At 66.9% G+C, this 26,126-nt stretch carries 24 protein-coding genes, 2 tRNA genes, 1 rRNA gene and 1 riboswitch; of the genes, 6 read left to right on the top strand and 21 right to left on the bottom strand.

The features are described 5' to 3' along the window. Positions 1-188: 188 nt before the first annotated feature. The 7 genes from ACQPWU_RS44100 to ACQPWU_RS44130 all read right to left on the bottom strand — a co-directional run bounded on the left by ACQPWU_RS44100 (position 189) and on the right by ACQPWU_RS44130 (position 10,962). A 16S ribosomal RNA gene (locus ACQPWU_RS44100) occupies positions 189-1,708 on the bottom strand. A gap of 426 nt (positions 1,709-2,134) precedes the next feature. Then, the gene (locus ACQPWU_RS44105) at positions 2,135-4,708 is read right to left on the bottom strand and encodes a valine--tRNA ligase (RefSeq protein WP_433431601.1); all 2,574 of its coding nucleotides are present in this window, start codon (positions 4,706-4,708) and stop codon (positions 2,135-2,137) included. 258 nt (positions 4,709-4,966) lie between these two features. Further along, complete coding sequence (gene clpX / locus ACQPWU_RS44110; protein ID WP_433431602.1) at positions 4,967-6,250, bottom strand: ATP-dependent Clp protease ATP-binding subunit ClpX; 1,284 nt, start codon at positions 6,248-6,250, stop codon at positions 4,967-4,969. A gap of 183 nt (positions 6,251-6,433) precedes the next feature. Next, positions 6,434-7,057 (bottom strand): ATP-dependent Clp protease proteolytic subunit, encoded by a 624-nt coding sequence (locus tag ACQPWU_RS44115; protein ID WP_360709230.1) that lies wholly within the window; start codon positions 7,055-7,057, stop codon positions 6,434-6,436. An 11-nt stretch (positions 7,058-7,068) separates the two neighbouring features. Next, positions 7,069-7,701: a ClpP family protease gene (locus ACQPWU_RS44120; RefSeq protein ID WP_433431603.1), complete on the bottom strand. Its 633-nt coding sequence runs from the start codon at positions 7,699-7,701 to the stop codon at positions 7,069-7,071. An 815-nt stretch (positions 7,702-8,516) separates the two neighbouring features. After that, the gene (gene tig, locus ACQPWU_RS44125; RefSeq protein ID WP_360707466.1) at positions 8,517-9,896 is read right to left on the bottom strand and encodes a trigger factor; all 1,380 of its coding nucleotides are present in this window, start codon (positions 9,894-9,896) and stop codon (positions 8,517-8,519) included. A gap of 199 nt (positions 9,897-10,095) precedes the next feature. Continuing rightward, on the bottom strand, positions 10,096-10,962 hold the full coding sequence (locus tag ACQPWU_RS44130) for a helix-turn-helix domain-containing protein (RefSeq protein ID WP_433431604.1): 867 nt from the start codon (positions 10,960-10,962) through the stop codon (positions 10,096-10,098). Between the two features lie 233 nt (positions 10,963-11,195). Between ACQPWU_RS44130 and ACQPWU_RS44135 the strand changes: the two genes are divergently transcribed. Then, on the top strand, positions 11,196-11,672 hold the full coding sequence (locus ACQPWU_RS44135; protein ID WP_360707472.1) for an ATP-binding protein: 477 nt from the start codon (positions 11,196-11,198) through the stop codon (positions 11,670-11,672). Positions 11,673-11,994: 322 nt separating this feature from the next. Here ACQPWU_RS44135 and ACQPWU_RS44140 read toward each other — a convergent pair whose 3' ends face one another. The 4 genes from ACQPWU_RS44140 to ACQPWU_RS44155 form a co-directional block, all read right to left on the bottom strand. Beyond that, positions 11,995-12,495, bottom strand: coding sequence for a DinB family protein (locus tag ACQPWU_RS44140; protein ID WP_433431605.1), 501 nt, complete (start codon positions 12,493-12,495; stop codon positions 11,995-11,997). A gap of 11 nt (positions 12,496-12,506) precedes the next feature. Continuing rightward, the gene (locus tag ACQPWU_RS44145; protein WP_433431606.1) at positions 12,507-13,229 is read right to left on the bottom strand and encodes a hypothetical protein; all 723 of its coding nucleotides are present in this window, start codon (positions 13,227-13,229) and stop codon (positions 12,507-12,509) included. A 73-nt stretch (positions 13,230-13,302) separates the two neighbouring features. Further along, positions 13,303-13,707 carry a DoxX family protein gene (locus tag ACQPWU_RS44150; protein ID WP_433431607.1) on the bottom strand — a complete coding sequence of 135 codons (405 nt, stop codon included), beginning with the start codon at positions 13,705-13,707 and terminating at the stop codon, positions 13,303-13,305. A gap of 179 nt (positions 13,708-13,886) precedes the next feature. Beyond that, positions 13,887-14,537 (bottom strand): TetR family transcriptional regulator, encoded by a 651-nt coding sequence (locus ACQPWU_RS44155; protein WP_433431608.1) that lies wholly within the window; start codon positions 14,535-14,537, stop codon positions 13,887-13,889. Between the two features lie 77 nt (positions 14,538-14,614). Here ACQPWU_RS44155 and ACQPWU_RS44160 point away from each other — a divergent pair, with 77 nt between their 5' ends. Both ACQPWU_RS44160 and ACQPWU_RS44165 read left to right on the top strand, forming a co-directional pair. Beyond that, positions 14,615-15,544: a zinc-binding dehydrogenase gene (locus tag ACQPWU_RS44160; protein ID WP_433431609.1), complete on the top strand. Its 930-nt coding sequence runs from the start codon at positions 14,615-14,617 to the stop codon at positions 15,542-15,544. Positions 15,545-15,926: 382 nt separating this feature from the next. Beyond that, positions 15,927-16,823, top strand: a complete 897-nt coding sequence (locus tag ACQPWU_RS44165) for a LysR substrate-binding domain-containing protein (RefSeq protein ID WP_433431610.1) — start codon at positions 15,927-15,929, stop codon at positions 16,821-16,823. A 556-nt stretch (positions 16,824-17,379) separates the two neighbouring features. Here the strand turns inward: ACQPWU_RS44165 and ACQPWU_RS44170 are convergent. Both ACQPWU_RS44170 and ACQPWU_RS44175 read right to left on the bottom strand, forming a co-directional pair. Continuing rightward, a complete protein-coding gene (locus ACQPWU_RS44170; RefSeq protein ID WP_433431611.1) occupies positions 17,380-17,943 on the bottom strand; it encodes a YceI family protein in 564 nt (187 codons plus the stop codon). 62 nt (positions 17,944-18,005) lie between these two features. Continuing rightward, complete coding sequence (locus ACQPWU_RS44175; RefSeq protein WP_433431612.1) at positions 18,006-18,488, bottom strand: YybH family protein; 483 nt, start codon at positions 18,486-18,488, stop codon at positions 18,006-18,008. A 448-nt stretch (positions 18,489-18,936) separates the two neighbouring features. Here ACQPWU_RS44175 and ACQPWU_RS44180 point away from each other — a divergent pair, with 448 nt between their 5' ends. Then, on the top strand, positions 18,937-19,083 hold the full coding sequence (locus ACQPWU_RS44180) for a hypothetical protein (protein WP_433431613.1): 147 nt from the start codon (positions 18,937-18,939) through the stop codon (positions 19,081-19,083). 215 nt (positions 19,084-19,298) lie between these two features. Here ACQPWU_RS44180 and ACQPWU_RS44185 read toward each other — a convergent pair whose 3' ends face one another. From ACQPWU_RS44185 to ACQPWU_RS44195, 3 genes are all read right to left on the bottom strand, one after another. Beyond that, the gene (locus ACQPWU_RS44185) at positions 19,299-20,255 is read right to left on the bottom strand and encodes a coiled-coil domain-containing protein (protein ID WP_433431614.1); all 957 of its coding nucleotides are present in this window, start codon (positions 20,253-20,255) and stop codon (positions 19,299-19,301) included. A 5-nt stretch (positions 20,256-20,260) separates the two neighbouring features. Continuing rightward, positions 20,261-20,401: riboswitch (cyclic di-AMP (ydaO/yuaA leader) on the bottom strand. A 64-nt stretch (positions 20,402-20,465) separates the two neighbouring features. Next, entirely contained in the window at positions 20,466-21,545 is a 1,080-nt protein-coding gene (gene galT / locus ACQPWU_RS44190) for a galactose-1-phosphate uridylyltransferase (protein ID WP_433431615.1), read from the bottom strand. Further along, complete coding sequence (locus tag ACQPWU_RS44195) at positions 21,542-22,321, bottom strand: DeoR/GlpR family DNA-binding transcription regulator (protein WP_433431616.1); 780 nt, start codon at positions 22,319-22,321, stop codon at positions 21,542-21,544. Before ACQPWU_RS44195 ends, galT begins: the two co-directional genes overlap by 4 nt. Positions 22,322-22,454: 133 nt before the next feature. On the opposite strand from ACQPWU_RS44195, the gene ACQPWU_RS44200 reads away from it, so the two are divergent. Further along, complete coding sequence (locus ACQPWU_RS44200; RefSeq protein ID WP_376776135.1) at positions 22,455-22,532, top strand: 50S ribosomal protein bL37; 78 nt, start codon at positions 22,455-22,457, stop codon at positions 22,530-22,532. A gap of 65 nt (positions 22,533-22,597) precedes the next feature. Here ACQPWU_RS44200 and ACQPWU_RS44205 read toward each other — a convergent pair whose 3' ends face one another. The 3 genes from ACQPWU_RS44205 to ACQPWU_RS44215 all read right to left on the bottom strand — a co-directional run bounded on the left by ACQPWU_RS44205 (position 22,598) and on the right by ACQPWU_RS44215 (position 24,106). Further along, the gene (locus ACQPWU_RS44205) at positions 22,598-23,224 is read right to left on the bottom strand and encodes a uridine kinase (protein WP_433431617.1); all 627 of its coding nucleotides are present in this window, start codon (positions 23,222-23,224) and stop codon (positions 22,598-22,600) included. A gap of 2 nt (positions 23,225-23,226) precedes the next feature. Continuing rightward, positions 23,227-23,808 carry a hypothetical protein gene (locus ACQPWU_RS44210; protein WP_433431618.1) on the bottom strand — a complete coding sequence of 194 codons (582 nt, stop codon included), beginning with the start codon at positions 23,806-23,808 and terminating at the stop codon, positions 23,227-23,229. Positions 23,809-24,035: 227 nt separating this feature from the next. Then, positions 24,036-24,106, bottom strand: a tRNA-Gly gene (locus ACQPWU_RS44215). Between the two features lie 89 nt (positions 24,107-24,195). Here ACQPWU_RS44215 and ACQPWU_RS44220 point away from each other — a divergent pair. Beyond that, a tRNA-Pro gene (locus ACQPWU_RS44220) sits at positions 24,196-24,272 on the top strand. Between the two features lie 393 nt (positions 24,273-24,665). Here ACQPWU_RS44220 and ACQPWU_RS44225 read toward each other — a convergent pair. Together ACQPWU_RS44225 and ACQPWU_RS44230 are read right to left on the bottom strand one after the other, a co-directional pair. Further along, positions 24,666-25,619 (bottom strand): ATP-grasp domain-containing protein, encoded by a 954-nt coding sequence (locus tag ACQPWU_RS44225; protein WP_433431619.1) that lies wholly within the window; start codon positions 25,617-25,619, stop codon positions 24,666-24,668. Positions 25,620-25,624: 5 nt separating this feature from the next. Further along, positions 25,625-25,873: a hypothetical protein gene (locus ACQPWU_RS44230; RefSeq protein ID WP_433431620.1), complete on the bottom strand. Its 249-nt coding sequence runs from the start codon at positions 25,871-25,873 to the stop codon at positions 25,625-25,627. Positions 25,874-26,126 lie beyond the last annotated feature (253 nt).

Below are 26,126 nucleotides of genomic sequence, written 5' to 3' on the forward strand. Positions count from 1 at the left end.
CCCGTTCCTTCAGGACCCAACAGTGTGTCCAACCAAACCCCAGCCCCCTGACGGCCGTTCCCACTCCCCTCCGAAGAAGGGCGGTACTAACCGACAGGCAACCAGACCTGGTTGAGTAGCCAGTGCTCCACTAGTGAGCTGTCACCCCACCGAACACGCGCCGGTGAAAGGTGAAAGTAGCTCCTTAGAAAGGAGGTGATCCAGCCGCACCTTCCGGTACGGCTACCTTGTTACGACTTCGTCCCAATCGCCAGCCCCACCTTCGACCGCTCCCCCCACAAGTGGTTGGGCCACGGGCTTCGGGTGTTGCCGACTTTCGTGACGTGACGGGCGGTGTGTACAAGGCCCGGGAACGTATTCACCGCAGCATTGCTGATCTGCGATTACTAGCGACTCCGACTTCATGGGGTCGAGTTGCAGACCCCAATCCGAACTGAGACCGGCTTTTAGGGATTCGCTCCACCTCACGGCATCGCAACCCTCTGTACCGGCCATTGTAGCATGTTTGCAGCCCAAGACATAAGGGGCATGATGACTTGACGTCATCCCCACCTTCCTCCGAGTTGACCCCGGCAGTCCCCCATGAGTCCCCACCACCCCGAAAGGCGTGCTGGCAACATGGAGCAAGGGTTGCGCTCGTTGCGGGACTTAACCCAACATCTCACGACACGAGCTGACGACAGCCATGCACCACCTGTCACCCAGTCCGAAGAAGCCCACATCTCTGCAGGTGTCCGGGTGATGTCAAACCTTGGTAAGGTTCTTCGCGTTGCGTCGAATTAAGCAACATGCTCCGCCGCTTGTGCGGGCCCCCGTCAATTCCTTTGAGTTTTAGCCTTGCGGCCGTACTCCCCAGGCGGGGCGCTTAATGCGTTAGCTCCGGCACGGAGATCGTGGAAGACCCCCACACCTAGCGCCCAACGTTTACAGCGTGGACTACCAGGGTATCTAATCCTGTTCGCTCCCCACGCTTTCGCTCCTCAGCGTCAGGTAAGGCCCAGCAAGCCGCCTTCGCCACCGGTGTTCCTCCTGATATCTGCGCATTTCACCGCTACACCAGGAATTCCACTTGCCCCTACCTACCTCTAGCCGGCCCGTATCCACCGCAGACCCGCAGTTAAGCTGCGGGCTTTCACGGCAGACGCGACCAGCCACCTACGAGCTCTTTACGCCCAATAATTCCGGACAACGCTTGCGCCCTACGTATTACCGCGGCTGCTGGCACGTAGTTAGCCGGCGCTTCTTCTGCAGGTACACGTCAACTTCGTCCCTGCTGAAAGAGGTTTACAACCCGAAGGCCGTCATCCCCCACGCGGCGTCGCTGCGTCAGGCTTCCGCCCATTGCGCAATATTCCCCACTGCTGCCTCCCGTAGGAGTCTGGGCCGTGTCTCAGTCCCAGTGTGGCCGGTCGCCCTCTCAGGCCGGCTACCCGTCGTCGCCTTGGTAGGCCACTACCCCACCAACAAGCTGATAGGCCGCGAGCCCATCCCCAACCGAAAAATCTTTCCACACGCATCCCATGCGAAAGCGCGTCATATCCGGTATTAGACCCAGTTTCCCGGGCTTATCCCAGAGTCAGGGGCAGGTTGCTCACGTGTTACTCACCCGTTCGCCGCTCGAGTACCCCGAAGGGCCTTTCCGCTCGACTTGCATGTGTTAAGCACGCCGCCAGCGTTCGTCCTGAGCCAGGATCAAACTCTCCAAACAATGTCTTGTCCGGAAATCAATCCGAGCTATCCGTCAAAAAGACGGGGTCATGCATGTAAATCTCATGCACTGGCTTTTAACACACTGTTGAGTTCTCAAGAAACGGACGCACATCATCTGCCGGAATCCTTAAGGACCCCAGCCTCCGAGGCTCACATTTCACTTCCAGTAGTCTACCCGATCCGGACGATCCTTGTCAAACCGCCCGATCCGGGAGCTTCCGGACTCGCCTCTCTTCGAGGCAACCCTGCTAACTTACTCCAACTTTCGCGTCTTGTCCAACCGCGCGGCTGGACCGCCCGAAGGTCGGGGATCATCAGGAGGGATGTGTCAGGGCTACCGCCCTACGTTGAAAACGATAGCAGCCCCGACGGCGTCGAAGGTCCATCTTAGGTAACGAATGGACCTTCCCCGCGTCCGTATGGTTCAAACACTCAGCCCGGCAAGCTGCGCCTCGAGCCGCGCGATGTCCGCGGAGGCCTGCTCAGCCCGGTCTCTGACCTTGGCAACCACCGCTTCCGGCGCCTTGGCCATGAACTGCTCGTTGCCCAGCTTGGCGGCCACCTGTGCGGCCTCCTTGCGTGCGGCCGCCAGGTCCTTCTCCAGCCGCTTGCGCTCGGCCTCGACGTCGATGGCACCCGCGGTGTCGATCTCCACGGTCACCCCGCCCACCGAGAAGCTCGCCGTGGCGCTGAACGACTCCGCCGGCTCGGTGAGGCGCAGCAGCGCGCGGACCGCACTCTCCTGGCCGGCCAGCAGAGTGCCCGCCAGCCCGAGCCGGGCGGCCACCTTCTGGCCGGGCTTGAGCCCCTGGTCCGAACGGAACCTGCGGACCTCCGTCACCAGCTCCTGTAGCGCACCGATCTCCGCCTCGGCCGGGGCGTCCGTGTAGCGGGCGTCCACCGTCGGCCACGGCGACACGACGATCGACTCACCGCCCGTCACGGCCCGCCACAGCTCCTCGGTCACGAACGGCACCAGCGGATGCAGCAGCCGCAGCAGCGCGTCGAACACGTGGCCGAGCACCAGCCGGGTGTGCTCGAGTCCGTCCGCGAGCTGGATCTTGGCCAGCTCCAGATACCAGTCACAGACCTCGTCCCACGCGAAGTGGTAGAGCAGGTCGGACGCCTTGGCGAACTCGAACTCCTCGAAGGCCGCGTCCGCGGCCCCCACCACGGCCTGCAGCCGCGACAGGATCCAGCGGTCGGCCGCCGTCAGCTCGGCCCCCTCCAGCGACCCCACGGCCGCGCCGTTCATCAGGGCGAACCGGGTGGCGTTCCAGATCTTGTTGCAGAAGTTGCGGGAGCCGGCCGCCCACTCCTCGCTCACCGCGACGTCGGCGCCGGGGTTGGCGCCGCGGAGCAGGGTGAAGCGGGTGGCGTCGGCGCCGAAGCGTTCGACCCAGTCGAGCGGGTCGACCACGTTGCCGAACGACTTGGACATCTTCTTGCCGTACTGGTCGCGGACCATGCCGTGCAGCGCGACGGTGCGGAACGGCGGCTCGCCGTCCATCGCGTACAGCCCGAACATCATCATCCTGGCGACCCAGAAGAACAGGATGTCGTAGCCGGTGACCAGCACGGAGGTCGGATAGAAGCGCTCCAGCTCGCGCGTGGCGTCCGGCCAGCCGAGCGTCGAGAACGGCCACAGCGCCGAGGAGAACCAGGTGTCGAGCACGTCCTGGTCCTGCGTGTAGCCGGCGGGCGGATCCTCGTCGGGGCCCACGCACACGACCTCGCCCTCCGGCCCGTACCAGACCGGAATGCGGTGCCCCCACCAGAGCTGGCGGGAAATGCACCAGTCGTGCATGTCGTCGACCCAGTCGAAGTAGCGCTTGGCCAGCTCGGGTGGGTGGATGCGGGTGCGTCCGTCACGAACGGCGTCGCCCGCCGCCTTGGCCAGCGGCCCGACGTTCACGAACCACTGCAGCGACAGCCTCGGCTCGACGACGGTCTTGCAGCGCGAGCAGTGGCCGACGGAGTGGAGGTAGGGGCGCTTCTCCGCGACGATCCGCCCCTCGGCGCGCAGTGCCGCCACGACGGCGGGCCTGGCCTCGAAGCGGTCGAGCCCCTGGAACGGGCCGTGCGCGGTAATGACACCGCGCTCGTCCATGACGGTCAGCGACGGCAGGGAGTGGCGCCGGCCGATCTCGAAGTCGTTGGGGTCGTGGGCGGGCGTCACCTTGACCGCGCCGGTGCCGAAGGCGGGATCGACGTGCTCGTCGGCGACCACGGGGATCATGCGACCGGTCAGCGGCAGCTCCACCATCGTGCCGACCAGGTGCGCGTACCGCTCGTCCGAGGGGTGGACGGCCACGGCCGTGTCGCCGAGCATGGTCTCGGCGCGCGTGGTGGCCACCACGATCTCGTCGGAGTAGCGGATCGAAACCAGCTCGCCCTCGTCGTCGCTGTGCTCCACCTCGATGTCGGAGAGCGCGGTCAGGCAGCGCGGGCACCAGTTGATGATCCGCTCGGCGCGGTAGATCAGCCCGTCGTCGAACAGCTTCTTGAAGATCGTCTGCACGGCCCGCGAGAGCCCCGTGTCCATCGTGAACCGCTCGCGCGACCAGTCGACGCCATCGCCGAGCTTGCGCATCTGGCCGAGGATCCGGCCACCGGACTCCTCCTTCCACTCCCAGACCCGCTCGACGAATGCCTCGCGCCCGAGGTCGTGCCGCGACTTGCCCTGCTTGGCCAGCTCGCGCTCGACGACGTTCTGGGTGGCGATGCCGGCGTGGTCCATGCCGGGCAGCCAGAGGGTCTCGCGCCCCTGCATGCGGGAGCGCCGCGTCAGCGCGTCCTGGATGGAGTGGTCGAGCGCGTGCCCGATGTGCAGGACACCCGTCACGTTGGGCGGAGGCAGGACGATGCTGTACGGCACGCGCGAGCTGCCTGGATCGGCGGTGAAATAGCCTTCGGATACCCAGCGCTCGTAGCTACGGGTCTCGACGTCGGCCGGCGTGTATTGGGTAGGCAGCTCTGGCGTTGTCACAGTGACCAATTCTAGGGAGGCCGACAAGCGGAAAGGCCCCGTACCCCGAAGGCGGCCTCATAGCGTCGAGCGTCGGCCCGTCTGCGCGGCCGAAGTCCCCGTCGCGTCCGAGCATCCTGATACGCCGAAGGCGCACGCAGCCTCGGGAGACGCAGCTGCGGATGGGCGCGGGACGGCTCGGGCGCGGGAGGATGTGAGGGGCTCAGAACGCCGAAAGCGCCCGCGTGGCGCATTGCCACGGGGCGCTCGGTAGGCCTTTGCGCCGGCTCAGGCCGACTTCTCGCGCGGGGTGCGCTGCTGCTTGGCGGCGAGCTGGTCGCGCGGGACGAGCGTCGGGATCGCGTGCTCGAGCACCGACTCGCGGGTGATGACCACCCGGGCGACATCCTGCCTCGACGGCACCTCGTACATGACGGACTGCAGCACCTCCTCCAGGATGGCGCGCAGCCCGCGGGCGCCGGTGCCGCGCAGGATGGCCTGGTCGGCGATGGCCTCGAGGGCGCCGTCGGTGAACTCCAGCTCGACCCCGTCGAGCTCGAGCAGCTTGCGGTACTGCTTGACCAGCGCGTTGCGGGGCTCGGTGAGGATCTGGATGAGCGCCTCGCGGTCGAGGTTGTGCACCGAGGTGATGACCGGCAGGCGCCCGACGAACTCGGGGATCATGCCGAACTTCAGCAGGTCTTCCGGCATCACGTCGCCGAAGATGTCGGCCGTGTCGACCTCTTCCTTCGACCGGATGATGGCGTTGAAGCCGATGCCCTTACGCCCGATGCGCGACTCGATGATCTTTTCCAGACCGGCGAAGGCACCGCCGCAGATGAACAGCACGTTGGTCGTGTCGATCTGGATGAACTCCTGGTGCGGGTGCTTGCGGCCGCCCTGCGGCGGCACGCTGGCGGTGGTGCCTTCCAGGATCTTCAGCAGCGCCTGCTGCACGCCCTCACCCGAGACGTCACGCGTGATCGACGGGTTTTCGCTCTTGCGGGCGATCTTGTCGACCTCGTCGATGTAGATGATGCCGGTCTCGGCCTTCTTGACGTCGTAGTCGGCGGCCTGAATGAGCTTGAGGAGGATGTTCTCCACGTCCTCGCCGACGTATCCCGCCTCGGTCAGCGCGGTGGCGTCGGCGATGGCGAAGGGCACGTTGAGCATCTTCGCCAGGGTCTGCGCCAGCAGAGTCTTGCCCGAGCCCGTCGGGCCGAGCAGCAGGATGTTGCTCTTGGCCAGCTCCAGGCCGTCGTCTCTGCCCCGGTCGCCGGACTGCACCCGCTTGTAGTGGTTGTAGACCGCCACTGAGAGGGCTTTCTTCGCCTTGTCCTGACCGATGACGTAGGCGTCGAGGAACTCGTAGATCTCCCTCGGCTTGGGCAGGTTGTCCCACTTGAGCTCGGAGGACTCGGAGAGCTCCTCCTCGATGATCTCGTTGCAGAGATCAATGCACTCATCGCAGATGTAGACGCCTGGCCCGGCAATGAGCTTCTTGACTTGCTTCTGACTCTTCCCGCAGAAAGAGCACTTCAGCAGGTCTCCCCCGTCGCCGATGCGTGCCACCCCAGATACTCCTTTGCGTGGGACCGCCCTGCTGCCGCGAGCAGTGTCTCCGGACATCCTCCGGACTAGGCCGAACCGCTCAGGTTTCGACGTTACCGTCTTCTGGGCCCTCAGTGAGCCCCCTAGCGGCGAGTCGCACCGGAACGTGCCCTATTGGGCAGCGCTCCGGTGCGTCACGTCTCGTCAGGAAGCCACGGCCTGAGCGCGCTTCTTCCTGGACGGGATGATGTCATCGATCAGACCATACGCCTTTGCCTCGTCCGCGTTGAGAATTTTGTCGCGTTCGATGTCCTTGCGGACTTGGGCGGGGGTCTTGCCGGCGTGCCTCGCCACGATCTCCTCAAGGAGATTGCGCATGCGAAGGATCTCGCGGGCCTGGATCTCGATGTCGCTGCCCTGGCCGCCGCCCTCGGTGGATGGCTGGTGGATCAGCACCCGGGCGTTGGGCAGCGCGAACCGCTTGCCCGGGGTGCCGCCGGCCAGCAGCACGGCCGCAGCCGAGGCCGCCTGGCCCAGGCAGACCGTCTGGATCTCCGGCCGGACGAACTGCATCGTGTCGTAGATCGCCGTCATGGCGGTGAAGGAGCCACCCGGCGAGTTGATGTAGATGCTGATGTCACGGTCGGGATCGAGCGACTCCAGCGTCAGCAGCTGGGCCATCACGTCGTTGGCCGACGCGTCGTCGATCTGCACTCCGAGGAAGATGATGCGGTCCTCGAAGAGCTTGGTGTACGGGTTGTGGGTCTTCACACCGACAGAGGTGCGCTCCGTGAACTCCGGAATGATGTAGCGGCTGTTGATATCCACTTCAGCTCCCCCTAAGAGACGGGGCCCTGCGAGGGCACCTGCCGCGCGCTGCGCACCACGTGATCGATGAAGCCGTAGTCCTGGGCTTCCTCGGCCGTGAACCAGCGGTCGCGGTCGGAATCGGCCTCGATCTGCTCCAGCGGCTGGCCGGTGTGGAAAGCGATCCGCTCGGCGAGCGTCTTTTTCACGTAGAGCATCTGTTCGGCCTGGATGGCGATGTCGGCGGCGGTGCCGCCGATGCCGCCCGACGGCTGGTGCATCATGACCCTGGCGTGGGGCAGGGCGTAACGCTTACCCTTTGCGCCCGCGGTGAGCAGGAACTGCCCCATCGAGGCGGCCATGCCCATCACGACCGTGGACACGTCGTTCGGCACATATTCCATCATGTCGTAGATGGCCATGCCTGCACTCACCGAGCCGCCCGGCGAGTTGATGTAAAGCGTGATGTCGCGGTCGGGGTCGTCGGCCGCGAGCAGCAGTAGCTCGGCGCAGATGCGGTTGGCGATCTCGTCGTTGACTTCCTGGCCGAGCACGATGATGCGCTCCCGGAGCAGGCGCTGGTAAAGCTGATCCTCAAGCCGGAAGGACGAGCCGTTCTCACGGCCTCGCGACTCAGGCTGATAGAAGGTCGGCGGGCTGGTCACAGCGTCACCTTCCGATGCGTCGTTATCGATTGGCTTTGCTTGTGACCTTAACGCGCGCTGCGCACAGGTCATGCCCGGTCCCCCGTACTGTTCGCTGACGGCGCAGGTTCGGACAAGCCTATGCCTGCCATCCCCGGACCGACCTCACCCGTTCCGTCCCGATGTCTGCGCCACCCTAGGACGCTCTGGAACGTCCGGCTGACCGGATTACCGGTCACCGGCGCCGCACGGACCGCCGTCGGAGCTCCCGGATCCCCACGAGCCCTCTGAGGGCCCTGTACGGCGTTCCCGCCCGTACCCGGAGGACTTCCGCCCCATCGCGGAGGCGGGCGAGTGTGTGGAGGCGACCCTGGGTGCGGCCATGGGCGCCCGGAGCCCGCCCGTACTGGACCTCAGGCAGACCGAGCGCACCACAGACGGCCCGAACGGTGTGACCCCGGCTGTGCCATGCCATGCACGCGCCGGGCGTGGAACGGGTGCGACCCGCGCCGTGCCAGAGCAGGTGCGTGCGGCTGGCCTGGGCGAGCGTACCGCTGGAGTCCGCGCCCCTGGAGCGCGGCGCGGCTCGGGGGGCTGGCGGCCCCTGAAGCAGGCGAGCCTCGGGCCTGGACGCGACTCTCGAGACTGGCGTGCCCCGAACTGGACGCAGCCCCCGGGTACGGCCAAGCCTCCGCGCGAACGCGGCCTTGGAACGGATGCGTCCCGATGCGCCGCACCCCGGGAAACGCCGAAGCCCCCGAACCGGCCGGTTCGGGGGCTCAGGACCGTGACCGCCCTGGCGCGGACCTCAGGGCCCGCGCCGCCGGCGGAAGAGGTTACGCCTCCGGCTTGTCCTCGTCGGCCGCGGGCTCCTCCTCCACGACCTCCTCACCGTTGATCTCGGTGTAGATGGCCTTGAGGTCCACCTCGTTGCCCTCGGTGTCCACGACCTTGGCGGCGTCACCCAGGACGGCCTTGGCCTTGTCGCGAACGATCTCGACCATGGCCAGCGTGAGCTGGTCGTTGTCGGCCAGGTGCTTGGCCAGCTCGTTCGGCTGCACGCCCATCTCCATGGCGCGGCGCACCACGAAGTTGGTCAGCTCCTGCTCCGAGACGCCCAGCTCCTCAGCCTTGACGATCTTGTCGAGCACGAAGCCGACCTTGAGCGCCCTGGCGGAGTTCGTGTCGAACTCGGCGAAGCGCTCTTCCTCCGTCGTCTGGTAGAGGCGGAAGAAGGCGTCGCGGCTCAGACCGCTCTCGGCCACCTGGTGGTCGAGGTTGTGCTTGCGGGCGTCGACCTCGGCCTTGAGCGCGCTTTCCGGCAGCGGGATGTCGATCTGCTCCAGCAGCGTGTCGAGGGCCTTCTCGCGGGCCTGCACGACCTGGTCGATCAGCTTGTTGCGGCGGGACTGCTCGCGGATCTGGGCCTTGAGCTCGTCGAGGGTGTCGAACTCGCTGGCGAGCTGGGCGAACTCGTCGTCCAACTCGGGCAGGACCTTCTCCTTGACCGACTTGACGCTGATGATGACGTCGGCGTTCTCGCCGGCGTTCTCGCCACCGACCAGTTCGGTCTTGAAGCTCTTCTCCTCGCCCGCGGACATGCCCTCGAGCGCGGCGTCGAGGCCCTGGAGCACGGAGCCGGCGCCGACCTCGTACGAGACCTCGCTGGCCTGCTGCTCCTCGATGTTCTCGCCGTCGATCTCGGCGCGGAGGTCCATCACGACGAAGTCGCCGTTGGCGGCCGCGCGCTCGACGCCGGTCAGCGTCGCGAAGCGCTGGCGCAGCGAGTCGAGCTGCTTGTCGACGTCCTCGTCGGAGACCTCGGCGGAGTCGACCGTGATCTCGAGGCCCTGGTAGTCGGGCACGTCGAAGTTGGGCCGGATGTCGACCTCGGCGGTGAACTCGATCTGCTCACCGTCGTCGATCTTCGTGACCTCGATGTCAGGCTGAGCGACCGGGAACACGTCGGCTTCGTCGACGGCCTGTCCGTACAGCTTGGGCACCGCGTCGTTGAGGGTCTCCTCCAGCACCACCGCCCGGCCGAAGCGCTGCTCGATGATGCGGGCCGGAACCTTGCCAGGCCGGAACCCGGGGACGCGCACCTGCTGCGCGACCTTCTTGTACGCCGCATCCATGCTGGGGCGCAGCTCGTCGAACGGCACCTCGACAGTGAGCTTGACCCGGGTCGGGCTTAGCTCCTCGACAGCGGTCTTCACGGAATGGTCTCCTTGATCAAGCTACGAGTGATCGCGGGCGCGTCCATCGGTACGGCCCACGCGCCGCGCCCACATGAGCGGTGTTGGGCATGCTCCGCCACGGCGGGATCCAACGCCGAAGGCCAGTCTAGGGCAGATGCATACCCAACAACGACGCCGTCACCGCCACAAGTCGTCCGCGATCATCCGCAACTCGCCGTCAGAACTCGTCCGCGATCGTCCGCAGCAGCCCGACCGTCTCGTCCGGGGTTGTGCTCACGGCGCAGAGCCGCTCCATCACCTCGGTGTACCGGTCCACGTCTTCGCGCTTGTCGAGGTAGAGCGCGCTGGCCAGTTGCTCGACGTACACCACGTCGGGCAGGTCGGAGTCGGGAAAACGCAGGATGCTGAACGCCCCGCCCTCCGCGCTGTGCCCGCCGAAGCTGAACGGCATGATCTGGATGGTGATTTTGGGCTGTCGCATCAGCTCGATGAGGTGTTCGATCTGGGCCCGCATCACCTCGAAGCCGCCGATGGGGCGTCGTAGCGCGGCCTCGTCGATGACGGCCCAGAAGACGGGCCCGTCCGGCCTCTCGAACATCCGCTGGCGCTCCAGCCGGAGATCCACCCTCCTGGAGATCTCCTCGGCCCCGATTCCCGCCGACCCGGCGGTCACGACGGCCCTTGCGTACTCCTTGGTCTGCAAGAGTCCCGGCACGAACTGGACTTCGTAGGTCCTGATCCTGGCGGCGGCCTCTTCAAGGCCGACGTACGCCTGGAACCACGTGGGCAGGACATCGTTGAACCGGTGCCACCAACCCGGCTCGTTGGCGGTGGCGACCAGGTCGAGTACGGCGGAGCGGGCCTGCTTGTCCACGACCCCGTACAGGGTCAGCAAGTCCGCCACGTCGCGTTCCTTGAACCCCACTCGGCCCAGCTCCATGCGGCTGATCTTGGATTCCGAGCCCCTGATGAGGTGGCCGGCCTCCTCGCGAGTGACGTTCTTTGCTTCCCTGAGCTTGCGCAGCTGGGAGCCCAGGAGGATGCGCAGCGCCGTCGGTCCGGAACCCGGCTGGTTCTGCGTCACTTTGCCTCCTATCAAGGTCCGCACACACAGTGACACCACATTGCCGGGTATGACAAGGTCTCAACCTCGTGTCCGATTAGGAGACTAATGCCCCAAAACGCCGCTTGCTGCTGCACAATGCAACTGCACGTGCATTTGGGTCTTGCAGCTGCCGCGATCGTGACCCATGATGGCTTAGTGCATATTGGGCCAAACATGCACTAACTTGGGCTGAACGGGGAGGTATCGGCGGCATGGTGGAGGATCCTCTGGCCACTGCCGATGCTTTGCAGATCACCCGCGAGGTGGGTTTCGACCGCCTTCTCATGGGCGGCAAACCATACACGACCTCGTGCCCGTTGCCCTTTCAGGCCGACTCCGTGAAGACCGCCAGGGACGTGACCCGCTCAACCCTACAGGGGTGGGGGCTGCACGAGCTCAGCGACGACGCCGCGCTGGTGGTCTCGGAACTGGTGACGAACGCGGTCCGCTACGCGATGTACGCGGCAGGGCGGCGTGAGATCGAGCTCTTGCTGATGCGCGTACAGCCGCACGTGCTGCTGGCCGTGGCGGACCCCAGTGACGAGGTGCCGCGCCCCAAGGAGCCGGACTTCATCTCCGAGAACGGGCGCGGTCTCTACATCGTCGAGACGTACAGCCAGTGCTGGGGCTGGGACCCCCTCGCCCGCGGCGGCAAGGCCGTGTGGGCGCTCTTCCGCACCGAGGCTTAATTCACACCAGGCTTGATTCTTCCGTTACGGCGGAGCCAACGTACGCGCCACCCGCCGCACATGGCTGAGGGCCTCCAGGAAAACGGCCGCTGACCGGATGCCGGTCAGCGGCCGTTACGTGCGCCCCGTGGGCCCACTCCGTGGTCAAAGCATTGACCACGCCACGCGCCCCCACCGGGACCGCTCACCACGCCACGTGCCCGCCCTGTATCGGGATTACGGCGAGTCCAGCGGGCCGTAGGCACGCAGTGCGGCGCCCAGCCCGAGGGGGTTCCCCAAAAAGATCTTCAAAAGCCTGCACCGTAGCTGAACGCGCGGGCCGTCAATCGCCGGTCGCCCCGTCGATCCGCTCGCGCAGGAGGTCGGCGTGGCCGTTGTGCCTGGCGTACTCCTCGATCACGTGGACGAGGATCCAGCGATGCGCGCAGTCCTGCCCGTTGCGGTCGCCGACGGCGTCCAGCGGCTTGGCGGCCGAGATGGCGCGGGCGAGCTCGACCTCCTCCTCCCAGGTCGCGAAGGCCTCCTTCACACTGGCGGTGTCCACCTCGTTGAAGTCGGCGTCGTTGTCGCGATCCTTGTCCCAGAGTTTGGGGATGTCCTCCCCGTTCAGGACACGGCGGAACCAGACCCGCTCGACGTGCGCCAGGTGCCTGACCAGGCCGAGCAGGGACAGCGTCGAGGGCGAGGCGGAGCGCAGGCGGAGCTGGTCGTCCGACAGGCCCGCGCACTTGACGGCCAGGGTGCCACGGTGCCATTCGAGCCAGTTGTTCAGAACGGTCCGCTCGTCCCCGGTGAGGGGTGGAGGGATTCGGGGGTCGGTCATGGGGCCTGACCTTATATGGCTTGGAAGACGCGGTAGACACCCTCGCGTACGGTTTCGTCCCTGACGTTGCGGACGAAGTCGTCGGGCGTGTCACCGCAGAGTGCTCGTAAGTCAGCGGACTCGTTCAGCAGCGACTGGATCAGGGTTCGCTGGGACGTCAGCCGCCGGGGCCTGCCGTCGCCGTCGGCCAAGTGGCCGTGCGCGCCGTGGTAGACGAACGGCGGCGGGAGCCGTCGGCCGGACTCCAGGGTGACGGGGTGGGCGAGCGGGCGGCGGTGGTAGTTGGGCTCGGTGAGGTCCAGCGCGGCGAGCTGCTGCTCGTCCAGCCAGAGCACGAAGAGCCTGGAGGTCTCGCCAGGGGTCTCGATGGGGGCGGCGGGCACGTAACCCCACTTGCTCACGTGGGCGGAGACGCCCGGGGCGATGCCGCGGACGTCCGCGAGCGTCATGGGGACGATGGGGCGCACGCCGTGGTCGAGGAACTTCCTGCGCAGCTGGCCGGGCGCCGCGTTGGAGCCGACGGCGACGACGCGGTGGCGCGCTCGTGAGCAGCCGTGGCGCGCCAGCAGGGCGCCCAGCGTCTCACCGCCGGCGTGCCAGTGCTTGGGGCGCCTGCCGGTGACCGGGCGCAGCGGCACGTATGCATCGTCGACCAGCACACCCGAGGTCGCCGGGATCCGGCCGGGGTAGGTGAGCGGCCGGGAGATCGGATCGTCGGTGAGGAGGTCCGTCATGCGCGAGTGATCCGTTCGTCGGGGAAGAGGTCAGTCATGCGTCAGTTGATCCGTTCGTCGGGGAAGAGGCCAGTCAGGCGGGGGTGATCCGTGCCCACAGCCGGGCCGTGCTCGCCCTGCGCCCCCAGGCGATCACGGCGGAGAGCGCGAGGAGGGCCAGCGGCAGCACCACGCCGCCGCCCGACACGAACTGCTCGGTCAGCGTCGCGCACACCATCAGGACGACGAACGCCAGCCCTGCGGCTCCGGCCAGCGGCGGCACGAACAGCGCCACCACCCCCGCCGTCTCCAGCACGCCCACCAGGTTACGGAACCAGTCGCCCCAGCCGATCGCCGCGAATGTGGAGGCGGCCGGCTCCGCGTTCGAGAACTTGGTCATGGCCGACATGAGAAAGAAGCCTGCCACAACCGCCTGGAGAACCCAAAGAGTGATGTTGCCGACGCGGTGGGTGACGCCGGTCTTTTGTGGGATGGTCACGGTTGCCTGCCTCTCTTGGTCTGATGCCTCCGACGCTAGGACCGGGCGCCGGTCGGGAGAATCGATCCAGGTGCCCGGCAGGGGTGCATCTAGGTGCACCGCATTACCATTTCAGGGCGTGCGAATGACAGCGAGCCGGTCGATTTCCCCGGACCAGAGGACGGACGGGCGCGCGCTCTTCAGTCCCCCATGAAGGTGACCGCGCCGGGAAGGGTCGCGAAGACCGACCGCAGCTCGGCGGCGAGACCCGGGTGGGTAAGGGCGCCGGGCTCGGCGGTCCAGGCTCGCAGGGCGATGTGGAACGACGCGATCACCAGGTCCAGCGCCAGCCTCGGCCGCGGGTCACCGGGGTCCAGGCCCAGCCTCCGCCGCAGCGTCGCCTCGATGGCCGCGCTGGTGCGGTCGCAGTACTGAAGCCCGTACGCCGCGATCGACGGCGTACGCTCGGCCAGCTCCTGGCTCAGCCGTACGCGGGTCACCCAGACCGCACCATCGTCGTCCATGCGCGCGAGCGCGGCGAGTAACGCGTCCTGCAGGACTTCCAGCACTGGCCGGCGGCCGAACGACAGGTGCTCGACGTCGTCCCGCAGGCCGTTCCACAGGGCCTCCAGCGGGGCGAAGGCCACCTGCTCCTTGCTGGCGAAATTCCGGAAGAAGGTGCGCTTGGAGACCTCGACGGCCTCGCACAACTCGTCGAGGGTCACCCCGTCGAAGCCGCGCTCGGCGAAAAGGGCGAGGGCGGTGTCGACCAGCGCGGCCCTGGTCTTGAGCTTCTTGCGCTCTCGCAGCGAGAGCTCCCTCGGCACGGGGGCGGGGGAAATATCAGTCATCGGCTCTAGTGTACCCGGAACGCATATGCCTCCATTAGGCTTTTGCCCCTGAGTGGCAATTTGATGAGAGGATCGACATGCGCGCCCTGATCGTTGACCGTTCGGCCCCTGGTGGACTGCGGGTGGGCGAGGTTCCAGAGCCCGTGCCCGCCCCGAACCAGGCGCTGGTACGGGTCACGGCCACCTCGCTCAACTACGGCGAGGTCAAGCACGGCATCGAGACGTCCGAGGAGGGGACGGTGCTCGGCTGGGACGCCGCCGGCGTCGTCATCCAGTCGGCGGCCGACGGATCAGGGCCCGCCGTGGGCACTCCCGTCGTAACCCTCGACGAGCGCGGAGGCTGGGCCGAGATCCGCGCCGTCCGCACCGACTGGGTCGGCGTGGCACCCGAGCAGGCGGAACCGGGCGCGATCAGCACCATCCCGGTCGCGGCCGGCACCGCGCTGCGCACGCTCCATCGGATCGGGCCCATCCTCGGGCGAAGGATCCTCGTGACCGGCGCCACCGGAGGCGTCGGCCGCTACGCCGTCCAGCTCGCCAGGCTCGGCGGGGCACACGTCATCGCCTCCACCGGCGATCCCGGCAGGCACGGCGAGGCGTTGCGCGCTCTGGGCGCCCACGAGGTGGTGTCCGGCCCCGCGCAGGCCGGCAACGGGCTCGACGGCGTGCTCGACATGGTGGGCGGTACGCAACTCGTGGAGGCATTCGACCAGCTCGGCCAGAACGGCACGCTGGTGGCCGTGGGCCACTCCATGGGCGAGGGCGAGAGCTTCCCGTACGGCGCCCTGTTCAGCGGGCCGGGCCGCGACAATCGTTCCATCGTCACGTTCATGCTGCTGTTCTGCGACGGACTGGACCGGGACCTGGCCTGGCTGGCCCGGCAGGTCGCGGACGGCGTGCTGAGCCCCGAGATCACCTGGCGCGGCGGCTGGGACGACGTGTCCAAGGCCGTGAGCGCCCTCGTCGAGCGCCGCCTGCACGGCAAGGCGGTACTCGACCTGCTTTGACGACCCTCGCCGTCTCAAAAGCGGCCCCGAGCGGGTGAACGGCGGCGGGTCACCCAGCCAGCGTCCGGTCACCAGCGGTGGCGGCGCCCAGGGGTCGGTGTTCCAGGGGTCGGTGTTCCAGGGTGACGGTCATCTCGAGCCCGCCGTCCCGGAACGGCCGGGCTTCCCGTCCTGTGGACCTCGAGCTCCGAGAGCGGCCGTCGTTGCTCGGGCACGACCACGGCCCTACGAGGGCATCGGCGACCGCGAATCCTCCTCCAGCTTGGCCGTCCCTGTGATGCCGGCCATCTCAGTCGACGTGCGGACAGATCCAGGCACTATGGCCCTCAGGCTATCTTGCCTGAGATTAATATCTCCGTAGCGCTATGCATCGGGAGGCGTGATGGAGTTGAACTCGCTCAGGCAGTTCCTGGTGGTGGCGCGGCTGGAGCACCTCAGCCGCGCGGCCGAGGAGCTCCGCGTCGCCCAACCGTCGCTGAGCCGTACCATTGCCCGGCTGGAGAGCGAGCTGCGCACACCGCTGTTCGACCGGAGCGGCCGGCTGCGGCTTAATGACGCGGGCAAGCTCTTCCGCGATTACGTCGAACGCTCCCTGGGTGAGCTGGATGCGGGGCGGCGAGCCGTCGCCGAGGCCGTCAGCGAGGGCGTGGGCACCGTACGGCTCGCGTCGGAGACCTTCCTCACGCTCACCGGGCCGCTGGCGGCCTTCAAACGAGCTCACCCGACCATTGAGGTCGAACTCCGCTGGATGGCGGCCGAGGACATGGGCCGTCACCTGCGGGCCCAGGATGTCGACCTGTGCGTCGCCTCCCAGCCGATCTCCGCTGACGGCCTGGAGGCGGTCCAACTGCTCGATGAGGCGGTCGGTGTGGCCATGCCGCTCGACCATCCGCTGTCGAGCCGTACGTCGGTGAGCATCGACGAGCTCACCGACCAGCCCTTCGTCAGCGCCCGCAAAGGGCACTGGCAACGCCGCCTCCTGGACCGGCTCTTCGCCGCACGAGACCATACCCCGAAGATCGTCTGCGAGGTCGACGAGCTCAGCTCCATCGCGGCCCTGATAAGCGCGGGGCTCGGCATCGGTCTCGTCCCCGCCTTCGCCCGGACCAGCCCCACGAGGGTCCCCGCCGCCTGGGTCCCCGTCGACAGCCCTGACTGCCGGCGCGCGGTCACCCTGCACTGGGGCGCCGGCAGCCACCTATCCACCGCCGCCCGCCTGATGCGCACCACGATCGCCAACTGGAACTGGATCACCGGCGAGCCACAGGAGAACCGCTGAGGACGCGCTTCATGATCGTCACGTTGTCGGGTGTCGTGTCGACGATGCAGGGCGTGATCCGCTCGCCGCTTCGATCAGGCGGTGCGCGATGGCGCCCAGTCCGCCGCCGTCGGTAGCCGCGCACGGGCTCGCAGCCGAGAGATCGGCCTCCGGCTCCAGCCTGTCATTCAGGTTCACAGCGGACACCGGCATGTGGCGGCCGCGGGGCTTCTCGCGGACATCGCAGCCGTGCTGGGCGAGGTCATGGCATCGGTGCATACCGGCCGCGGACAGGCCGTCACCAGGGCGATGCGCCCATGGCGGTCGGCCTGGGTGCGCGGGCGGAGGAGTTCAAGGCCGGCCAGGCCATGCACCAGCGGGGGCCTGGCGAGCCTTCGCGCCGGCCAGGCTCGCCCCGATGATGACGATGCCGGGATCGGCGCTCACGGCAATCCTCCTGAGCTCGACGAGGCGCTGGACCAGAGTGGCGGTGTCCCGATCCGCTCGGTCGAACCGCGGAATCGGGACACCGCACGATCGGTGGATGGGGCTTTGCGAGCCGCCCGTCCGGGTCGGGTCACTTCTGGAGAGCGGCCTGGATCTCGAGGCTGATCGACACCTTGTCGCCGACTACGACGCCACCGGCCTCCATCGGGGTGCTGATGTCGATGCCGAAGTCGCGCCGGTTGATCTCCGCGGTCGCGGAGAAGCCGGCCCGCTGTCCACCCCACGGGTCGGGGCCGAACCCGTTCACCTCGACGGCCAGCGGTACCTGCCGTGTGACGCCGTGCAACGTCAGCTCACCGTCGACGGCCCAACCGTCGCCGGTCTGGCGGATGCCGGTCGAGCGGTAGCTCATCGTCGGGTACTTCTCGATCTCGAGGTAGTCGGCGGTGCGAAGGTGGTTGTCACGTATTTCGTTGCCGGTGTCGATGGACGCGAGGTCGATCGTCGCGGCCACCGACGTGCCCAGCAGGTCCTCGCTCGTGACGAGCGTGACGTCGTAGATGGTGAACCGGCCACGCGTCTTGCTGATCATGAGATGACGGACGGTGAAGGCGATCTCGGAGTGCACCGGGTCGGCTTTCCAGGTGCCGGCCAGATAGCCCGGGATCTCGACGGTCGCGGGGACGGGGGTCATGGCTTTCCTCCATGAATGTGGTGCCGCGGCGACGCGGCGCAGGCGGGAGTGGGGTGGCGGGATCAGGGCTCGAGGTCGACAACTCCTTTGCCGCTGGAGATGTCGAGCGGCACCGAGACCTGGTCGTGCACGATCAACCACGTGCCGTCGATCTTCTGGAGGCAGTACGTGACCCTGACCCACATACCGCTCGTTGCCGTCCCGTTCTTCAGCGTGCCGCCGAGACGAGCGAACGCGTGCCCGAACGCCACATCATCGCCCACGGTGAGCGTCAGGTCTCGAACCTCATAGGTCACGCTCTCGAAGAACGTGAACACGGGCGCCCAGTTCTTGAGCTTCGCCTCGATCCCCACATGCTGGAGCGGCTGCTCGATGTCGAAGGACACAATGTCCGTTGCGTAAAGCCGCTTCAGACCCTCGAGATCCTTGCCTTGGAGCCCTTCGACGATCTTGTCGACCAGCTGGCGGATCTTGGCTTCATCTACCTCGCGTTGCGTAGGCATCGCTACCCCAACCTTCCCTTGAGGTGGAATCTGGCTTCTCACACCTCCCGAAGCTATGGCTCAAGGGTTATCTTGTCTAAGATTAATATTGCTATGGCGTTATGTCCTGAGCGGCATGATGGAGCTGCAGCCGGGCCGCGAGGCGCTTCGCATCGCCTGGTCGAACGCTCCTTGGGTGAGCTCAATGCGGGGCGGCGAGCCGGATGCGGACCCTCAGCGAGGGACTATGCCTTACGGGTCATCCGTTCATGGCGAAACCGGTCTTGGAAGGCATAAGCGTCTGTCCTCTACGGTCGCAAAGGCCCGCACAGGCACCACCGCACCAGGAAGGACGCACCATGAGCGCTGCGGATCTGGCCTGACTCCAGTTCGCGCCCACCACCGGCATCCACTGGCTGTTCGTGATCCTCACGATGGGCCCCTTCGTGGCGATCATGTACACCAGGGCCGAGTTCTCCCGAGATCCCGCCGAAGCAGCGATACAAACGAAATGCCATCCGTGGCCTTCTTCTGGATGCCGCTGCTGCCGACGGCACTGGCGTTCGCCGAAGGCGACATCGACTCGGCGGGCGCCTGCGCGACCGTCGCCCTGGCCGTGCTGATCACGTGGCTTCCACGCAGGCGTCGCAGCAGGTAGGTGCGCGCGAACGGCGCTCCACAGCCGCCCTTCTCACCGTCAACACCCCCTCGCATCTGATGCGAGAAGGTGTCCGGAGAACGAGAAGAAATGCGGCTCAGAGCACCACAGGCGACACGGCGGAGCTGGCACTCCGAACGCTCAACCGCATGGCTGCCAGCACGAACGCCATCTCAACCAGTGGATATACAGCACCAGATGCAAAATCCCCATTTCTAGTACATCGAGATGTGCACGTGGTCGTAGTGGTTCTCGGTGATGCTGCCGCGGTCCGACATGGCCCGCCAGCCCGAGCCCATGTTGATGCGCTGCTTCCAGATCACGTACTTGACGCCGAGCTTGTCCTTGTTCTTGAGCGCCCAGTCCGCGATGCGGTCACCCAGGGCGTTGTTGATGGCCGCCGGCATCGTGCCGCCGGTGCTCATCATGAAGTCGCAGGCCCGCCCCAGCGGGTGCTCGCCGCTGGAGCCTGAGCGGAAGCAGCCCACCTCGTACGGCAGCTTGAAGTTCTTCGCCACCTCCGCCTTCATCAGCCGCGTACGGGCCGTGATGTTGTCCGAGCCCGTGGGCAGCTCCGGGGCCCAGCTGCCGTTCGAATTGCGGCCGGGGCCGAACGGCACCAGGTCCTGGAGCTTCTTCTGGATGTCCTTGATGACGTCCTGGGCCTCTTGGCGCTGCTTGGCCACGTCCTTCGCGTCCGCGCTGATCTGGGTGGCGAGCGCGGCGGCCTGGTCGGAGGCCTGCTTCTTCTCGTCGCGTGCCTTGGCCACACCCTGCACGACGGCCTGCTGCTCGGCTGTGAGCTGTTCGAGCAGGGCGATACCGGGAGCGTTCTGGGACAGCAGGATGGCGGGCACCGATGGGTCGTGGTTCTGGTAGCGCATCCTGGCGACGTCGGCGACCCGCTGTTCGGCCGTGGCCAGCGTCTGCTCCGCGGTGGCCAGGCGGTCCTTGGCGGCCTTGGCGGCCTGCTGCGCCTTGGCCAGCTCGACGCGCTTGAGGTTGTACTTCTCGATGAGCTTGTCAACCTTGCTGTTGAGCTGCTTCAGCTGGGCGCGGAGCTCGGTCTCCGACGGCTTGGGGGCCGCCGACGCCACGGTTGCCGGCAGGACGGCGATGGCCGCGGCAGTGATGAGACCGATGGCAAGCGCCACGGGGGACGGAGCCGCCACGTGGATGTTCCTCTCCCTCTGCCGGCCGGGTTAGCTGACGGGTTCGGGCGTGGAGGTGCCCTACCGACACGTGGTCGGATTCACCCCAGAACGAGGTGGGTCCCCGGCTCCCGGGCGACACGCCCGGGATTAGGCATGCAACGGCAGTTACAGCCGGTGCAAAAGGGATGTTAGTGGTAGATCACAAGTAATGCGACCCTAACTAGAAACCTAATAGTGATCTACTTGTGATCGAAGCATACGCGCGGCCTCCTCCGGCAGCACGTCGTTCACGAAAGCACCCATGGCCGACTCCGACCCGGCCAGGTACTTGAGCTTCCCCGGCGCCCGCCTGATGCTGAACAGCTCCAGGTGCAGGTACGCGAGCTCGCGATCCCGCCGTACGGGCGCCTGGTGCCAGGCCGAGATGTACGGCATCACGACGCCGAACAGGTCGTCGAAGGCCCGCAGCACCGAGGTGTAGAGCGGCGCGAACGCCGAGCGCTCCTCCTCCGACAACGCGGCCAGATCGGGCACCTGCCGGTGCGGGTAGATGTGCACCTCGTACGGCCAGCGCGCGGCGGCGGGCACGAACGCCGTCCACAGCTCGTTGGAGGCCACCACCCGCGTCGCCTCGGCCCGCTCGGCGGCCAGCACGTCCGCGAACAGGTTGCCCTTGGTGTAACGCCTGGCGGCGGCGAGCTGGAGCTTGGTCCTGGGCGTGACGTACGGGTAGGCGTAGATCTGGCCGTGCGGGTGGGCGAGCGTGATACCGATTTCCTCGCCCCGGTTCTCGAAACAGAACACCTGCTCCACACCCTCGATCCCGGACAGCTCGGCCGTGCGGTCGGCCCACGCCTCCATGACCAGCTCCACCTGGTCGCTGGAGAGCCGGGAGAAGGAGGACGAGTGCTCAGAGGTGAAGCAGACGACCTCACACCTCCCCGCTCCCGGGCGAACATCGCTCAACCCGCCCACATCCTGGTAAGTCCCGAAATTGCCGGAGAAGGACGGGAACCGGTTCTCGAACACCACGACGTCGTAGTCGTACGCCGGGATCTCCGACGAGCGCGTGTCCGACGACGGGCACAGCGGGCACTCGCTCGCCGAGCCGGTCGGCTGGAACGTGCGCGTCTGCCGGTGCCCCGCCATCGCGATCCACTCTTCGGTCAGCGGGTCGTAACGCAGCTCGGAGGCCACCGGCCGGGGGTCGAGTGTCCGCCGGTCGATCGCGCTCCTGTCGGCGTCGTCACGCCGATCGAAATAGATCAGCTCTCGGCCGTCGGCCAGGTGGGTGATGGTGCGCTTCAAGGAGAGCCCTCCGCGATGATCAGTTCTCCGGCCCGTTCGGCCAGCTCCGTGCGTGCGTCCTCGGGTAGCCCCGCGTCGCTGATGACCACGTCGGCCTCGCTCAGCTCGGCGATCGTACTGATGCCGACCGTGTTCCACTTCGTGTGGTCGGCGGGGATGACCAGTCTGGTGGCTGCCGCCACCAGCTCCCTGTCGGTCTCCGACTCCAGCAGGTTGGGCGTGGTGAACCCGGCCCGCACGCTCATCCCGTGCACGCCGAGGAACAGCGTGTCCACGTGCAGGCGGCGGATCGCGGCCACGGCCACCGGGCCCACCAGGGCGTCGGACGGCGTGCGCACGCCGCCGGTCAGCACGACCGTGCGGTCTGAGCGCGGGTTGCGGTGGAAGACCTCGGCGACCGGGATCGAGTTGGTGATCACCGTCAGCTCGGGGACGCCGATGAGGTGGCGGGCCAGCGCCCACGTGGTCGTCCCCGCCGAGAGGGCCACGGCCGTGCCCGGTCTGACGAGACCGGCCGCGCGCCGCGCGATGGCCTCCTTCTCCTGCTGCTGGCGGGCCGACTTGGCGGTGAACCCCGGCTCCTCGGTCGAGCCGGGGCCGAGTGCGGTGGCGCCGCCGTGCACCTTCTCCAGCAGCCCGCGCTCGGCCAGCACCTCGAGGTCGCGGCGGATCGTCATGTCGGAGACGCCGAGCTCGCGGACGAGGTCCGCCACCCGGACGCCGCCGTTGCTGCGCACGCGTTCGAGGATCGTCTGCTGACGCTGTTGTGCGAGCACACCCGCTCCTTCCAACAGATTCCACCAAATTATGACACGGAATTGTTGGGGAATGTTAGTTAGCGTGGTGCCCTTGCGCTGGTCACCTGGGGAGAGAGAGGCTCGGGTTCCGGTCGATCATCGGAGGCGAGCTATGGCCAGGCGCTCACGCAAGGGCAAGGCACGCAAGAAGAAGAAGGCTAACCACGGCAAGCGCCCCACGGCGCGCTGACGGGGGTGGCCGCCTTTCCCGGCGGCCACCCGGGTTTCACACATGACCCGCGCCCCGTTCCAGCGTCACGCGTCGTTGGCCAGGCGGGCCAGCCTGTCCGGGTGATCGGCCCTGACCACGATGTCGGCGGCCTGCTGGGGCCGTACCTCTCGCTCGTACCGCTCGTACGCGGGCATCCGCCATAGCTCGTCCTCGGGTGTCCCGCGCTCCAGCGCCCCCGCCGACAGCCACACGTGCACGCTCAGGTCGACCGCCAGCCCCCGCCCCAGCAGCAGCGTCCCGTCGACGATCACCACCCCTCCCGGGGGCAGCTCCTGGTACGGCGCCCGGTACGCCCGATCGACGCGGCTGTCCCAGAGCCGTGGCAACACCTGCCCGGTGCCGCCCGGGTCCAGGGGTTCGAGGACCTCCCTCGTGAGCGCCTTGGCGTCGAGCCAGTCCTCGTAGAAGGCGTCCGGGTCGGTCCTGCCGTGCTCCAGCCGCAGCGACGCGGGCCGTAGGAAGTCGCCCGCCGACACCCGCAGCACGGGCCGCCCGCGCAGCCGCAGCGGCGCGACGAGCTCGTCTGCCAGCGTCTCAGGACGCGCGGCCGGGGCGCCGTCCACGGCCACCCGTACCCACCCCTGCCGCGCGGCGACCCTTTCGGCCAGCTCCTCGACGAGGGCGTCGCGGGAGATCGGTCGCCACCGCATGCCTACGCGCGCAGCCCCGCCACGAACCGGTCCATGGCCTCCGTCACGTCCTTGAGCACCCGGGCCGAGGCGACCGGGTCTCCGAAGATCTCCATGCCGTGGTCGGCGTCCGGAACCTCGAGATACGGGTGCCCCAGACCCCGCGCGACCTCACCGTCCCACAGTTTGTCGGCCGCCCCGCCGACGAGCAGCGTGGGAGCCTTGCTCCGCCGCAGCGCCCCGACGACGGACTCCACGGTGAGCAACGGGGTGAGCCAGATGGCGGGCAGTCCTCGTTCGGCGGCGAGGGGTGCGGCGAGCGTGCCGAGCGACTTGCCCACCACGAGCACTTGACCGGCGCTCTCCGCCTCCACGGCCTCCCGCGCCCGCTCGACGACCCACGCCTCGCGTCCGGCCATCGTGTCTGCCGTAGGCGGCTCCCACCAGACCTCCTGCACGGTCCACCCGTGATGCGCGAGCACGACGCGGGCGAAGTGGAGGAGAGGGCGGGCCGGCACGTATGACGCGCCCGGAAGGAGGATGGCCACCCGATCCGGATCACCTTCGTGCCGGGTGGGGACTCCGAGGACCGTCTCTGGCGCCATTCTCCGGAGTATAGGCCGAACCACCTGCCGAGATCACGAAGGCCGGCTCTCCCGACCGGTTCCCGACGGACCCGGCTGAGCCTCCGTAACGGATTCAGCCCTTCCTCAGCCGCCTCCGCCCAGAAAAACCGACCGGGCGCGCAACGAGCAGGAAAGATCGAAAAACCATGCGAAGATCGCAAAGGCCGGGCTCCCTGGCGGGGATGACCTGGCCTTTTGCCGTGCAGAGCGGACGACGGGAATCGAACCCGCGTAGCTAGTTTGGAAGACTAGGGCTCTACCATTGAGCTACGTCCGCGCGAACCGGTCGAACTCTGGTCTAGACTTCATCCGGTCGTCAGGGCGTAAGCGTACCGGAGTCCCGGAGCGCATGCGCACTCGGCGAGGCGGGGCGTGGCGCAGCTTGGTAGCGCGCTTGCTTTGGGAGCAAGAAGTCGCAGGTTCAAATCCTGTCGCCCCGACCAGCAGGACCAGCACGAAGGCCGCTCACCGGACTCGGGAGCGGCCTTCTGCAGTGTGGATCTCTGTCCCCATCAGCCGTTGATCCACTCCTCCAGCGCCGAGCGTCCCGGGGGCGGACATGGATCCACGAATCATCCCAACGACGTTGCAGTAGGACAGGAAGCATACGACCGAGATCTCCAACAGACCTCTGTTCTCGGCGTTATCGAACTGCTCAATTGGGATCTCGACCCCGAACGCGAGCAACACACGCCCCGAGCGGCTGGCCCGCGGCAAACCCTACGAGTACGAGCTGTGGGACGACGAAACCTGAACCGTTCGTGTGCGGAGCCGGGGGACGCCCCGAGCTGATCATGCTCTCCCCGGGCACCTACACGCAGCGGTCATCTTCTTTTTCAGCGTGCAGGTTTGAGCTCGTCCACCAGGAAGTTCGTGAAGGCCACGCTAAGCCGCTCGCCGGTTAGCCCCTCGAGGAAGAGGAACTGGCCCTGCGGGTTGACCTCCAGCCAAGCGTACTCCTCTGTGCCCACCCGCTTCAGATCAAAGATGCCCATGCGTAGCCCGAGAATGCGCAGCACCTCCTGTAGCCCGGCGACGGTTCTGTCGTCGAGCGCCACGGGCTTGATCGGCACGTTGAGGTTGCCGCGCCAGTCGAGGCTGGCGGACTCGATCTCGAACGCGTGAGTGGCGTCGCCGAAGCAATGTGCCCGGATATGTGCCGTCCCAGGAACGAGTTCCTGGTAGATCGCCGGCGCGAACCGGATGCTGTCCTCGGCGGCGACGAGTTCCTCGGTCGCCTTTATCGCGTAGAGAGGGCGGCGCGCGCTGCCCTTTACGGTTTTGACCACCACCTCGTAGTCGAGGGCTTCACAGAACTTACGCACCCGTGCTGGATCGTGCGTGACCAGCGTCCTCGGGATGCGCAGACCGGCCCGTTTTGCCGCCATGAGCTGAATCAGCTTGTTCTCTGCCCCGACGCTGGCGAACGGGTCGTTGATCCACTTTCCGGTGAAGCCAGTCGCGAGCAAGCCGAACAACGTCGCCTTGTACTCGTTGTCAACGATTTCCGTCTGGATTGGTTCTCGTCCGGTGTCGGGGATCTCCTGTGGGTAGTTGATCCTGCGATACCAGACAAGGTTGATCTCTTGCACGTCGAGGAGCTCGCCGGTGCTCGTGGGGATGGTGTGACCCGCTTCTCCATGGCTGGTCCAACACAGGCCGCCCTTATAGAGACGGCTGGTCTCCACGATATGGCAGTCGATGTCCTTGCTCAGCAGCTGATCCTGGATCATGAGCGCGTGCAGATCGTCCGGAAGGGACAGGATGGCAACGCGCTGCTGGTGTGCCACGCCTGCTAGTCCGCGTCGCAGTCATCCGGCCCGGAGTCCGACGGACCGCTGAACGAGTAAGTCGCCGTTCCAGTCGTGATGATGATCGTGATGTCGATTTCGATGCCACGCCGCGCCAAGACCTGGCTCCTCATATCCCGTTCCCACTGTTTGAGCCGGTCGCCGGTCACGACCTCGTAGGAGGTCGGCTGGAACATCCAGACAATTGGGTCGCCTTGGAAAGCGCGTCTCTCCTGCATCTGCTGCTCTGACACGACAGCCTCCTCACGGGCGCGTGGATGTGAGCGTATGGTCTGCCCGACGGTCGGACTTGTCCAGGGAATGTCCGCTATCGGCCAACCCCGAGAATGAACCGGTGTCGATGATGGATCGACACCTCCGTCGCCGGCCCGCTGCCGCTGCGCGCCGACCATACGCAGAAAATGCCACGCGTCGCCTGCCGGGCGAGAGAAGAGCTACCGGGTGGACGGGGCGCAGCTTGCTCGCGCGGTCGCCCAGTTGTCCTCG

This window comes from Nonomuraea sp. CA-141351 (assembly GCF_050944675.1).
Classification (GTDB): Bacteria; Actinomycetota; Actinomycetes; order Streptosporangiales; family Streptosporangiaceae; genus Nonomuraea.